The 11,591-nt window shown below is 61.5% G+C and carries 15 protein-coding genes and 3 tRNA genes; 12 read left to right on the top strand and 6 right to left on the bottom strand.

The window, feature by feature from the left end; genetic code table 11:
- The first annotated feature begins 33 nt into the window (after positions 1 to 33).
- The 3 genes from M727_RS0121575 (at position 34) to M727_RS0121565 (ending at position 1,170) form a co-directional block, all read left to right on the top strand.
- Positions 34 to 231 (top strand): hypothetical protein, encoded by a 198-nt coding sequence (locus M727_RS0121575; RefSeq protein ID WP_027154407.1) that lies wholly within the window; start codon positions 34 to 36, stop codon positions 229 to 231.
- A gap of 340 nt (positions 232 to 571) precedes the next feature.
- Complete coding sequence (locus tag M727_RS0121570) at positions 572 to 817, top strand: hypothetical protein (RefSeq protein ID WP_245268756.1); 246 nt, start codon at positions 572 to 574, stop codon at positions 815 to 817.
- Positions 814 to 1,170, top strand: a complete 357-nt coding sequence (locus M727_RS0121565) for a hypothetical protein (RefSeq protein ID WP_036262955.1) — start codon at positions 814 to 816, stop codon at positions 1,168 to 1,170. Before M727_RS0121570 ends, M727_RS0121565 begins: the two co-directional genes overlap by 4 nt.
- A gap of 46 nt (positions 1,171 to 1,216) precedes the next feature.
- Here the strand turns inward: M727_RS0121565 and M727_RS36995 are convergent, their stop codons facing one another.
- Positions 1,217 to 1,435 (bottom strand): hypothetical protein, encoded by a 219-nt coding sequence (locus tag M727_RS36995; protein WP_051505682.1) that lies wholly within the window; start codon positions 1,433 to 1,435, stop codon positions 1,217 to 1,219.
- A 307-nt stretch (positions 1,436 to 1,742) separates the two neighbouring features.
- On the opposite strand from M727_RS36995, the gene M727_RS42420 reads away from it, so the two are divergent.
- Positions 1,743 to 2,207 carry a hypothetical protein gene (locus M727_RS42420; RefSeq protein ID WP_198032674.1) on the top strand — a complete coding sequence of 155 codons (465 nt, stop codon included), beginning with the start codon at positions 1,743 to 1,745 and terminating at the stop codon, positions 2,205 to 2,207.
- Between the two features lie 90 nt (positions 2,208 to 2,297).
- On the opposite strand, the gene M727_RS0121550 is transcribed toward M727_RS42420, so the two are convergent.
- Positions 2,298 to 2,373: transfer RNA gene (locus M727_RS0121550), tRNA-Thr, on the bottom strand.
- Between the two features lie 147 nt (positions 2,374 to 2,520).
- On the opposite strand from M727_RS0121550, the gene M727_RS40250 reads away from it, so the two are divergent.
- Positions 2,521 to 2,688: a hypothetical protein gene (locus tag M727_RS40250; protein ID WP_084646825.1), complete on the top strand. Its 168-nt coding sequence runs from the start codon at positions 2,521 to 2,523 to the stop codon at positions 2,686 to 2,688.
- Positions 2,689 to 2,861: 173 nt separating this feature from the next.
- Positions 2,862 to 3,170: a BA14K family protein gene (locus M727_RS0121540; RefSeq protein WP_027154403.1), complete on the top strand. Its 309-nt coding sequence runs from the start codon at positions 2,862 to 2,864 to the stop codon at positions 3,168 to 3,170.
- Positions 3,171 to 3,258: 88 nt separating this feature from the next.
- Here M727_RS0121540 and bhcR read toward each other — a convergent pair whose 3' ends face one another.
- Complete coding sequence (bhcR, locus tag M727_RS0121535; RefSeq protein ID WP_027154402.1) at positions 3,259 to 4,083, bottom strand: HTH-type transcriptional regulator BhcR; 825 nt, start codon at positions 4,081 to 4,083, stop codon at positions 3,259 to 3,261.
- A gap of 203 nt (positions 4,084 to 4,286) precedes the next feature.
- Between bhcR and gcl the strand changes: the two genes are divergently transcribed.
- The 3 genes from gcl to M727_RS0121520 all read left to right on the top strand — a co-directional run bounded on the left by gcl (position 4,287) and on the right by M727_RS0121520 (position 8,000).
- Entirely contained in the window at positions 4,287 to 6,068 is a 1,782-nt protein-coding gene (gene gcl / locus M727_RS0121530) for a glyoxylate carboligase (RefSeq protein WP_027154401.1), read from the top strand.
- 14 nt (positions 6,069 to 6,082) lie between these two features.
- On the top strand, positions 6,083 to 6,874 hold the full coding sequence (hyi, locus tag M727_RS0121525) for a hydroxypyruvate isomerase (RefSeq protein WP_027154400.1): 792 nt from the start codon (positions 6,083 to 6,085) through the stop codon (positions 6,872 to 6,874).
- Between the two features lie 238 nt (positions 6,875 to 7,112).
- Positions 7,113 to 8,000, top strand: coding sequence for a 2-hydroxy-3-oxopropionate reductase (locus tag M727_RS0121520; protein ID WP_027154399.1), 888 nt, complete (start codon positions 7,113 to 7,115; stop codon positions 7,998 to 8,000).
- A gap of 129 nt (positions 8,001 to 8,129) precedes the next feature.
- Here the strand turns inward: M727_RS0121520 and M727_RS0121515 are convergent, their stop codons facing one another.
- Positions 8,130 to 8,978, bottom strand: a complete 849-nt coding sequence (locus M727_RS0121515; protein WP_027154398.1) for an RNA methyltransferase — start codon at positions 8,976 to 8,978, stop codon at positions 8,130 to 8,132.
- 200 nt (positions 8,979 to 9,178) lie between these two features.
- Between M727_RS0121515 and M727_RS0121510 the strand changes: the two genes are divergently transcribed.
- Positions 9,179 to 9,263, top strand: a tRNA-Tyr gene (locus M727_RS0121510).
- Between the two features lie 71 nt (positions 9,264 to 9,334).
- A tRNA-Gly gene (locus M727_RS0121505) sits at positions 9,335 to 9,408 on the top strand.
- 100 nt (positions 9,409 to 9,508) lie between these two features.
- Here M727_RS0121505 and M727_RS0121500 read toward each other — a convergent pair.
- Both M727_RS0121500 and M727_RS0121495 read right to left on the bottom strand, forming a co-directional pair.
- Positions 9,509 to 9,955 carry a GFA family protein gene (locus M727_RS0121500; protein ID WP_027154397.1) on the bottom strand — a complete coding sequence of 149 codons (447 nt, stop codon included), beginning with the start codon at positions 9,953 to 9,955 and terminating at the stop codon, positions 9,509 to 9,511.
- 66 nt (positions 9,956 to 10,021) lie between these two features.
- Positions 10,022 to 10,909, bottom strand: a complete 888-nt coding sequence (locus M727_RS0121495) for a DMT family transporter (protein ID WP_027154396.1) — start codon at positions 10,907 to 10,909, stop codon at positions 10,022 to 10,024.
- A 307-nt stretch (positions 10,910 to 11,216) separates the two neighbouring features.
- On the opposite strand from M727_RS0121495, the gene M727_RS36990 reads away from it, so the two are divergent.
- Positions 11,217 to 11,591, top strand: a 375-nt coding sequence (locus M727_RS36990; protein ID WP_156941579.1) for a GTP-binding protein, incomplete at its 3' end; no start/stop codon positions are given.

Here is an 11,591-nt window from a genome sequence, read left to right as displayed (position 1 = left end):
GGCACTCGTACGCTATATGATAGTGTCCCACACATGAAACAGGCAACCATCGATCAGGCACTCGGCTTGCTGAGGCAGTATCGAGATATCCTGGTGGCAAGCTACGCGCCGTTAGCGCCGGGCGGCGTCCCTCAACCAAGGACGCTTGAGCAGGCTAGCGATCCGTTGGAATTGGCAGCGTTGAACGATATCGCATTACTCGACGAAATCATCAAAGAGATGTCAGCCTAGAGCGCCTTTGCCCCCCGCGTGCTGGCTTTTACAATTACAGACGCGCTCCCCTTCACTGCGGTGTTCGAAGCAGAACCAACGCGGCGGCTGCCTAGGCTTGGCGAAGCCCCAGCTGGCGTGCTTGCCGCACCCGGGATGCTCGCAAAAATGATGCTGGACGCCTGGCGCGGTCACCTCTGGCCTCGGCAGGCGAATTTCATCGCTCAAAGCGCATGCTCCGCAGGTTTCACATTGGTGGAAAGATTCCACAGCCCGTCTTGACGATCAAGGAAAATGTTCCTTTTTTGTTCCTATGGCGCATGATCCGATCGACACCCTGGGAAAGGCGACCCGGCACCACATGCTGGTCAAGGCCGAATGCAGTTGCGGAAACGTCCGCTACCATCGCTCGGCCGATCTGATGATGGTGTTCGGCGGCGGCAGAGATCCACAAACTCTCAATTTCAGCTGCGGCCAATGCAAGCCGTCGATCAAGATCACGCTGTTGGAAGTTCATCCCGAACACCTGCCGAAACGCCTCATGATCCACAAGCCGATGAAGGTCGGCGGCAAGATCGAGTGGTTTGTCGAGCGTTTCCGAGGATGATCGAGCGTCTCAAGGTCCGCCTCGCCTACCAGAGAGGCTGGCAAGTCGTCGACGGCAGCACGGTGATGCAGACATTCGAGAACCGGGACGACGCCTTCAGGTTCGTGCACGGGAAAGGTGCCCGCGTCTTGCTCGCGTGGTCACGAACGGTGATCGGCGGACAGGCGGCGCCTTTCGACTTCACTGCGAGCTTTCAACAGGATGCCGTCGGACGGATATTTAAGGCGGTACATGGCCCAGGCGCCGGCACCTGGTTCTGGACGTGCTTTGAAGGTGGGGCGAGGGGAACTGTCGAAACCAAGGATGAGGCGGTGGTCGGCGTCGAGCGCGCCTACACTCGGTTCGAAGCGTGAGGGGCATGCGGGCCGCCGTCCTCAATCACAGTAGTCGATATGGTTCCTACTGCCGCATAACATCAGCGAGTTTTAGGCGCATCCTCTGGCCCTCCGCGAAAGCTAGGGCGAAGGATTCCAGCACGAATGAGTAGATGCGTTCTTCATCTTCCTCAACTACGTGCACCGACCACTCGCCGTGGGCTTCTACCACTTCAATTCGGGTTTCAAAAAGGTCGTCACAGCTCTCTGGATTATCAAAGGCATCGCATTGGGTTCTGCGCATTGCTTCCTCCCAAGTTGCGAACGATCGAACCATTTTGCCCGGCTTCGTTCAATAACCTATGATACAGCGGCCCGACGTCAGGGTTTTACTTCGGGGGAGCTCTGGCGCCGGGCCTAACCGGCGAGAAATGGGGACTCGCCGGCTGGCGAATACATGCGTTCAAGCTAATTCGAAGCGAAACATGCGAACGAAGGGCTCGCCGCTTCGCGAATGGAGCGGCGAGTTTGTTTGGCTTCCGCCCGATCGCCGTCAGTTCGCACGGGGCGGGCGCTTTGCTAAAGTCCGGAATTCCGATTTGGAGGCCGCCGTGAAAACCAGCAAAACCGGAATAAACAAACTGCTCGCCGCCGACACCACCCTGCTATCGGCCGAGCCGTTGATCGGACTGCTTGAACTTGAGACCGACAGCGGAACGATTGTTTTTACCTTTGCGATCGCCAATGACCTCGCAAAGCACAATCCCGCGAAGGATGTCCCTTACCTCAAATCGAGCGGAGACGGCTTTCATTCGTGGACCGTCACGGAGGTTGAGAAGTTTGAAGAGCGCCACCCATTCGGCACCAAGGCCAGGCTGGCGACGCCGACGATTGCGCCTAGGAATGCTGCGCCAAAACCGGAAATCAGTGCAACCCATTCCCATGCCCCAACTGGCCTTTGCATGCCCCCGTCTCGCTCGCCATTTCCGACCGTCGGGCAGATAGTTGCAAGAAATGAGTTGGCTTCGCAATTGCCACCTGGCCGGCAGGGCAGAGGCGCTCACACTCTCGGCTAGGAATCAGTTTCTGTTACCCGAAACGTTACCCAGGGCTGGAATGTAACCAAACTGGCAATTTGCAAATATGAGCTAATGCGTTGATTTAATTGGTGCCCCCGGACGGAATCGAACCGCCGACCTTCGGTTTACAAAACCGCTGCTCTACCAGCTGAGCTACAAGGGCACGGCGCTCCGGTTAGCATATTTGGTGCGCCAGTAAAGACAAAACTCCGTTTTGAGCGCGCCGGAGCTGCCGGCGCGGGCATCCTGAAAACGGCCAATTGGCTTCCTATATCGTTCGAAGGTGCAATCGCATAGGCGAGGGTGTCGCATGATCAGACTTGTCGTCATTGCCCTGATCGTCGTCGTGGCCTGGTTTCTCCTGGTGAAGCTCATCAGGCAAGTGAAGAACGCCAACATCGACTGGACCGGTATCGCCACCATCATCGGCTTCATCGCGCTCGCCTTTTGGCTGCGTCATATCACCGGCATGGGCTGAGGCCTCCCGCCGCCGGACTGCCGACCGGCGCTCTTTGCCGGTCGTAATTGCGCGCCTGGCGCAAACCCTGTTCAAGAAAAATCCAAAAAACCGTCGAACCTTTTTCCTTGCTGCCACGACAGATGGTCAAGAGGCGGATGGATCGCCTCTCACAACGCAGCAAGGAGATCGTCATGTTCAAGCGCACCATCGTTTCCGGCCTCATCGCCACCACTGTCGGCGCCGCCATGCTGGCCGGCACCGTTCAGCCTTCGGCCGCCCATCACAAGCACCATCACAACAAGCACCTTGGCATCGGCATCGCCGCCGGCGTCGGTGGCTTCCTGCTTGGCACCGCGCTCGCCCAGCCGCGGACCGTCTACATCGAGGAAAATGGCGGCTCATGGCACGTCCGGCGCTGCCTCAACCGCTATCAGAGCTACGATCCGTACTCCGACACCTATGTCGGCTACGACGGCTATCGTCACCGCTGCCGGCTTTGAGAGGACCGTTCAGGCAACCGGAAGAAGGGGCACCCCACGGCCCCTTTTTCTTTGTCTGGAGGGTTGCCCCGCTCGCGCTTGCGGCGCGTCAGGCCTTAGTTGTCCTGCCGCCGATCATCTTTGTCACCGCCGCTGCCGCATCGCGCACCAGCGGGCCGATCTCGGCCAGCCGCTCCGGCGTGACCCGCACCGTCGGTCCCGAAACCGACACGCCCCCGATCGGCTCGCCGAACTCGTTGAAGATGGCAGCGGCAACGCAGCGCATGCCGGGGTGCCGTTCCTCGTCGTCGACCGACCAGCCGCGCAGCTTGATCGTCACCAGATCACGGGCCAGCGCCGAGATGTCGGAAAGCGTCTTTTCGGTGAAGCGCTCCAGCCCGGTCCGGCGCAGGACGGCGCCGACGCGCTGCGGCTCGAGATGCGCCAGCACCGCCTTGCCGATGCCCGATGCATGGAAGGAGCTGCGCGTGCCCGGCCGGAAGAAGGCGCGGATCGCCTGATGCGTCTCGACCTGGCTGACGAAAACGACGCAGTCGTCCTCGGCGACGCCGAGATTGGCGGTCTCGCCGGTCTTCTCCATCAATTCCTGCATGACGATGCGGGCGCGGTCGACCAGCTTGCGGCGGCGCAGGAACGCCGCGCCAATGCGATAGGTCTCGACGCCGATCGACCACAGCTGGTCGCTGCTGTCGAACTCGACCATGCCGTGGTTTTCCAGCGTCGTCAGCATGCGGTAGGCGGTGGAGGCGGGGAGGCCGCTCTGCGCGGCGATCTCGCTCAGCGACAGGCCGCTGCCTTCGGCGACGATGGCCAGGATGCGCAGCGCCCGGTCGAGCGACTGCACCGAAGCCGCCTCGGCCGGACCGTGGAAGGCGCGCGGCCGTCCGCGCTGGCGTTTCTCGGCGGTTTCCATAGTGGGCATTCTTGCCAATTTCGCCAAATGCGCAATGAAAAAATTTTTCACAAATTTGCAATCCGAATTCCGTGGAAAACGGAAAAGCAAAGGAAATCAGGAGTTAGAAGTCGTTTTCTAAAAATGAAAAAATATTCTGAAAAAATTGAAAAATAACAGGCGCGCTGCCATTCTCGGCCATCAACAATTCCGTGGAGGCTGAAATGGCCAGGATGCGCGCAGTCGACGCAGCGGTTCTCGTTTTGGAAAAAGAAGGGATCTCATGCGCCTTCGGCGTGCCGGGTGCTGCCATCAACCCGTTCTATTCGGCGCTGAAGGCGAGGGGTACGATCCGCCATATCCTGGCGCGTCATGTCGAGGCGGCCTCACACATGGCCGAAGGGTATACCCGCGCCAAATCAGGCAATATCGGCCTGTGCATCGGCACGTCCGGCCCGGCCGGCACCGACATGATCACCGGCCTCTATTCGGCCGCGGCCGATTCCATCCCGATCCTCTGCATCACCGGCCAGGCGCCGCGGGCGCGTCTCAACAAGGAGGATTTCCAGGCCGTCGACATCGCCGCCATCGCAGCACCGGTCGCCAAATGGGCGGTCACCGTGATGGAACCCTACCTGGTGCCGATGGCGCTGCAGAAGGCGTTCCACCTGATGCGCTCGTCGCGGCCGGGGCCGGTTCTCATCGACCTGCCGGTCGACGTGCAGCTGGCCGAGATCGAGTTCGACATCGATGCCTATGAGCCGCTGGTGCCGTTCAAGCCGGCAATGTCTCGCGGCCAGGCCGAGAAGGCCCTGGCGATGCTCAACGCGGCCGAAAGACCGTTGATCGTCGCCGGCGGCGGCATCATCAACGCCGATGCCTCGGATCTGCTGATCGAGTTCGCCGAAGTCACCGGCGTGCCCGTGATCCCGACGCTGATGGGCTGGGGCGCGATCCCCGACGACCACCGGCTGATGGTCGGCATGTGCGGGCTGCAGACATCGCATCGCTACGGCAACGCGACGATGCTCGAGGCCGACTTCGTCTTCGGCATCGGCAACCGCTGGGCCAACCGCCATACCGGCTCAGTCGACGTCTACACCAGGGGCAAAAAATTCATCCATGTCGACATCGAGCCGACGCAGATCGGCCGTGTCTTCGCGGCGGACCTCGGTGTCGTTTCGGATGCCGGTGCAGCGCTCAAAATGCTGCTCGACGTCGCCACCGAGTGGAAAACGGCTGGGAAACTGCGCGACTGGTCCGGCTGGGCCAGGGAATGCCAGGGCCGCAAGAAGACGCTGAAGCGCAAGACGCATTTCGACCAGGTGCCGCTGAAGCCGCAGCGCGTCTACGAGGAGATGAACAAGGCATTCGGCCGCGACACCACCTATGTCACCACGATTGGCCTTTCGCAGATCGCCGGCGCGCAGTTCCTGCACGTCTACAAGCCGCGCAACTGGATCAATTGCGGCCAGGCCGGCCCGCTCGGCTGGACGCTGCCGGCAGCACTCGGCGTTCGCGCCGCCGATCCGCAGCGCAACATCGTGGCGCTGTCCGGCGACTATGATTTCCAGTTCATGATCGAAGAACTGGCGGCCGGCGCGCAGCACAAATTGCCCTATATCCATGTCGTCGTGAACAATGCCTATCTCGGCCTCATCCGCCAGGCGCAGCGCGGCTTTTCGATGGATTTCGAGGTCAGCCTCGCCTTCGAGAACGTCAACCGGAAGGACGATCCCGAGGCTGGCTATGGCGTCGACCACGTTGCTGTCGCCGAGGCCATGGGCTGCAAGGCGGTCCGGGTGCGCAGGCCGGAGGAATTCGCCGGCGCCTTCAAACAGGCGCAGCGCCTGATGAAGGAGCACCAGGTTCCCGTCGTGCTCGAATTCATCTTAGAGCGCGTCACCAACATTTCGATGGGCACCGAAATCGACAAGATCACCGAATTCGAGGAGCTTGCCGAACATCACGAAGACGCGCCGACGGCGATCGTCATGCTGGACTGAACGGAGAAAAAAGAATGCCGCGTTGTTCAGCCAATCTCTCGATGCTCTTTGGCGAGCACGAGTTCCTCGACCGCTTCGATGCCGCCGCCCGCGCCGGTTTCAGGGGTGTCGAATATATCGGCCCTTATGACCATTCGCCCGATGTCGTTGCGGCGAGGCTGAAGAAAAACGGCCTGACGCAGGTGCTGTTCAACCTGCCGGCCGGCGACTGGGGCAAGGGCGAGCGCGGCATTGCGGTGTTGCCGGATCGTGTTCCCGAGTTCCGGCAAGGCGTCGCCAAGGCGATCACCTACGCGCATGCGCTGGGTTGCGAACAGGTCAACTGCCTCGCCGGCATCGCGCCGCAAGGCGTCGAGCGTTCGGTGCTGGAAGACGTCTTCGCCGAAAACCTGGCTTTCGCGGCCGAGAAGCTGGAGCAGGCCGGAATCAGGTTGTTGATCGAGCCGATCAACACCCGCGACATTCCCGGCTTCTTCCTCAACTATTCGGACCAGGCCCTGGCGCTCATCGACCGCGTCGGCTCAAAAAACCTGTTCCTGCAATACGACATCTATCACATGCAGATCATGGAGGGCGATCTCGCCCGCACCATCGAGGCAAACCTCGGCCGCATCGCGCATATCCAGCTTGCGGACAATCCCGGCCGTCATGAGCCGGGGACGGGCGAGATCAATTTTCCTTTTCTGTACAGTCACATCGACCGCATCGGCTATACCGGCTGGATCGGGGCGGAATACAAGCCGAAGGGCGGGACGGAAGCCGGGCTGGGCTGGTTCCGGGAGTTTGCAGGGCAGGCGGCGGCGTAGGGACGGGACGTAGCAATAAATGTCGCGTTCCGTCGCGCCCCCCTCTGGCCTGCCGGCCATCTCCCCCACGGGTGGGGAGATTGGATGTCACCGCCGCTTTCGCCAATTTTCGAGGTCGGAAAAGTAAAAGCCGGCGCCGAAACTGCCAATCTCCCCACCCGTGGGGGAGATGGCCGGCAGGCCAGAGGGGGGCGCGACGGAACGCGGCCTCAACAAGGAAACACCAGGGAGAACATCAATGGACACAATCGGCTTCATCGGCCTCGGCATCATGGGCGCGCCGATGGCGGGGCACCTGCTCGACGCCGGCTACACCGTCGTCGCCAGCGACCATCGCTCGAAACCGCCGGCCGATCTCGTCGCCAAGGGTCTAAAAACCGTCACCGGCCATCACGCCGTGGCACGTGCCGCCGACATCGTCATCACCATGGTTCCCGACACGCCTGAGGTGGCCGACGTGCTGTTCGGCGACAACGGCGTCGCCTCGGGTTTGACCGCGGGCAAGATGGTCATCGACATGAGTTCGATCTCGCCGATCGAGACCAAGATTTTCGCCAGGAAGATCGACGACCTCGGCGGCGACTATCTCGATGCGCCGGTGTCGGGCGGCGAGGTCGGCGCCAAGGCCGCGTCGCTGACCATCATGGTCGGCGGCGAGGAAAAGGCCTTCGAGCGCGCCAGGCCGGTGTTCGAAAAAATGGGCAAGAACATCACGCTGGTCGGCCCCAACAGCGTCGGCCAGACCGCCAAGGTCGCCAACCAGATCATCGTCGCGCTGACCATTGAAGCGGTCGCGGAAGCGCTTGTTTTTGCATCGAAAGCCGGCGCCGATCCGGCCAAGGTGCGACAAGCGCTGATGGGCGGGCTAGCCGCCTCGCGCATCCTCGAAGTGCATGGCGAGCGCATGATCAAGCGCAGCTTCGCGCCAGGCTTCCGCATCGAACTGCACCAGAAGGATCTTAATCTCGCCCTGGAAGGGGCAAAAGCGCTTGGCGTCGCGCTGCCCAACACCTCGACGACGCAGCAATTGTTCAACTCCTGCGCGGCCAATGGCGGCGCCAAGGAGGATCATTCGGCGCTGGTCAGGGCGCTGGAGCGAATGGCGGGGCACGAGTTAGGGGAGTAGGGGAATAGGGGGTTAGGGGAATAGGGCAGTAAGGCAGTAGGGCAGTAGGGATAGCGCTTGCAGCGAGCCGCAATCCGCCTTTCTTGCTGCCTTATTCTTACTCCCTTATGCCCCTACTCCCCTACTCCCCTAACCCAAAAACTTCCTCGCCGCATAAAGGCTCACCGCCGCGGCGTTCGACACGTTGAGCGAGCGGATGGCGCCGGGCATGTCGAGCCGGGCCAGCGTCGTCACCGTATCGCGGGTCTTCTGGCGCAGGCCCTTGCCCTCGGCGCCCACCACCAGCGCGATCTTTTCTCCCGAAAAACTCTTTTCGAGTTCCGCCGGTCCGTCCGAATCGAGGCCGATGGTCTGGAAGCCGGCCTCGTGCAACTGGCCGAGCGCGTCGGCGAGGTTCTTCACCTCGATCTGGTCGATATGCTCCAGCGCGCCGGAGGCCGACTTTGCCAGCACGCCGGATTCATGCGGGCTGTGGCGCGCCGTGGTGATCAGCGCGCCGGCGCCGAAGGCGACCGCCGAGCGCAGGATCGCGCCGACATTGTGTGGATCGGTGACCTGGTCGAGGACCAGCACCAGCGTTGTATCGCCGAGCGCATCGAGCCGCTTCGGCTTCAGTGGCTCGGCTTCGATCAGCACGCCCTGATGCACGGCATCGGAGCCGGTGACCTTGTCGATGTCTTTCGGCTCGACCATCTCTGTCTCAAAGGGCAGGGCGGTGAGGTCGGCGATCGCCAGCCGCTCGGCGGCGTTGCGCGTCACCAGCATCTTCTTGATCCGCCGGCGCGGATTGTCGAGTGCTGCTCGCACCGTGTGCAGGCCGTACAGCCGCACCAGCCCATCCGCGGCGGTCTCTCCTGGTGGTACCGGCTGGCGCGGCCTGAACGCCGGCGCGCCGCCGCTCTTCTCGTCGCGATGCGCGCGGCGCAGCTTGGCGTAGTGGGTGTCTTTCGGGGTTTTGGGCTTGTTATCGTTGCTCATGGCCGGTTCTATAGCCGTGTCGTTCGCCTATGGATACAGCCTGAAAACCCTGCTCGTCGGGTCGTCAAGAAATTCAGCGCGTTTTGCCGGGATGTTGCGGTTGACAGTTTTGGGCGCTGCCGCCATAAGGCGCTTCGCGACGGGCTGCTCCTGCGGCCGCGACGCGTCGATGCCTCGTTGCATGGCTCCGGCGGCAGACTGGAGAGGTGCCCGAGTGGTTAAAGGGGACGGACTGTAAATCCGTTGGCTATGCCTACGTTGGTTCAAATCCAACCCTCTCCACCACTGCCGGCCCGGAAGCCCTGAAACGCAAAGCCTCGGACCGAAAAGTGCATAGCGGTTTTCTGGTGAAATGCGCGGGTATAGCTCAGTGGTAGAGCAGCAGCCTTCCAAGCTGAATATGCGGGTTCGATTCCCGCTACCCGCTCCAAGCATGCTGTTGAAGTCATTATCGAAAATAACTTCCTGAAAATGCGCCGTGTCACTGCGTTTGCCTGAGCGGCAATGCCGTCAGCCACATCGCCAGGTCTTCAGTCGGCGCCTCCGGCGACATGCTCTTTATATTGAGGCAGGTCGTCGGTGATCGTGAACCACTTCGCCTTGGAGCCGACAAAGATGTGCTGCGTCGGACGGATGGCCGGCTCGTCGACGAGGGTTCCCATGGCGACGTGGACGAAGGCGCCGTCGCGAACGACCGAATAGAGCAATGAGCCGCAGGTCTTGCAGTGCACGTCGTGGCCGGTCTCCTCGCCAAAGATCAGGAGGTTGTCCTCGCCCTTGGTCAGGCTCAGTCTCTCACGCTCGATGCCGGCAAACGGCTTGAAGGCCGAACCGGTGGTGCGCCGGCAGTCCGAGCAGTGGCAGTTGGCGGCGTAGATGAACTCGTCGGCCACCACGTATTGCACGGCGCCGCACACGCATTTTCCGGCAAGCATGCGGTTGCCGGCATTCTCCTGGCTTGTCACTGGTTTCTCCATTTTTTGCGGGCAGCGGCCAAGTTGAAATTTGTGGTGTAACCGTTGTTTTGGTCACCACTGCCCAAATTATGCGACGACGGTCAGTCGGCGCCGCCGCTCGTCGAGCGACACGATGGTCAGCCCGCTGGTCACCACCAGCAGGATACCGCCGATCGCCAGCGCGTTCGGCAATTGCTGGAACACCACCAGGCCGGAAATGACCGCCCAGACGGTGAAGCAGTAATAGAACGGCGCCACGACGCCGGTTGGCCCGGTGCGATAGGCCATGAAGATGAAGAAATGGCCGAAGATCAGGAACAATCCGGCCCCGGCCATCAGCAGCAAATGATGCGTCTCGGGCATCACCCAACGCTCCGACATCAGATGCGCGACGCCTGATCCGACCAGCACCACCACCACCGCAGAAATTGCGACGATCATGCCAGGCACGTCGGCGGCGACCCGCCGCCCGGCCAGATCTCGCGCGGCGGCGAACGCCGCATTGCCGAGCGCCAGCAAGGCGTAGACCGAGATTCCCTGCATCGTCGGCTGCGCCACCATCACCGCGCCGATGAAGCCGAGCCCGATCAGCGCCATGCGCAAGCCGCCGATCCGTTCGCCGAACAGGACAGAGGAGCCAATCAGCATGAGCAGGGGCGTGATCTGTCCCAGGGCGGTCGAATCGGCGATCTGCATGTTGGCAAGCGCCACCACGTAGCAAAGGATTGCCGCCAGCTCGAGCAGGTTTCTTTGCAACACTCTCCTGTCGAGGATCAGCGGGATTTGCCTGGCATAGCCCAGCGCAAACAGCAACGGAATGCCCCACAGCGTTGCCGCCGTCCCGCGCAAAAACAGCACTTCATAGGGCGGCAGCCCAACCGTCGCGAGCTTCAACATGGTGTCGTTGGCGACATAGGACCCGGTCGACAGGATCATGAACAGCGGGCCGCGGATGGCGATCGGAATGAAATGCATCGGATCAGGAAATCAGACCGGCGTCACACCGGCAATGGGCCAGATCCGGCAGTAAAATCCGGCAAGGCGGACAGGCGGAAGCAGCGATGTCCATTCGCTGAATGGCGATACCCGCGGAACCTATCTTTGGCCATTCCATTTCTTCTTGTTCGTTCCTATATCCGCGCCACATCCCCGAAAACCGGATCATGGGTTCAGACCGGGTGAGAAAGCCCCGGCCACAAGACACTTGTGTTTTTCGGCCGCAGTCGCTAATCGCCCCGCATTCGACTGAACTGAAGGTCCCGGCCGTCCAAGGAAAGAGACTATGGCAAAAGGTAAATTCGAGCGTACAAAGCCTCATGTGAACATCGGCACGATTGGCCATGTCGATCATGGCAAGACGTCGCTGACGGCGGCGATCACCAAGTATTTTGGCGAATACAAGCGCTACGACCAGATNGATGCGGCGCCCGAGGAGAAGGCGCGCGGCATCACCATCTCGACGGCGCATGTCGAATACGAGACGGCCAACCGCCACTACGCCCATGTCGACTGCCCCGGCCACGCCGACTATGTCAAGAACATGATCACCGGTGCCGCGCAGATGGACGGCGCGATCCTGGTCGTGTCGGCCGCCGACGGCCCGATGCCGCAGACCCGCGAGCACATCCTGCTGGCCCGTCAGGTCGGCGTGCCGTCG

It is taken from the genome of Mesorhizobium sp. WSM2561, assembly GCF_000513915.1.
In the GTDB taxonomy this organism is placed as follows: Bacteria; Pseudomonadota; Alphaproteobacteria; order Rhizobiales; family Rhizobiaceae; genus Mesorhizobium; species Mesorhizobium muleiense.
The sequence above is the reverse complement of the archived record's forward strand: the minus strand, read 5'-3'. Positions and strand labels throughout refer to the sequence as shown.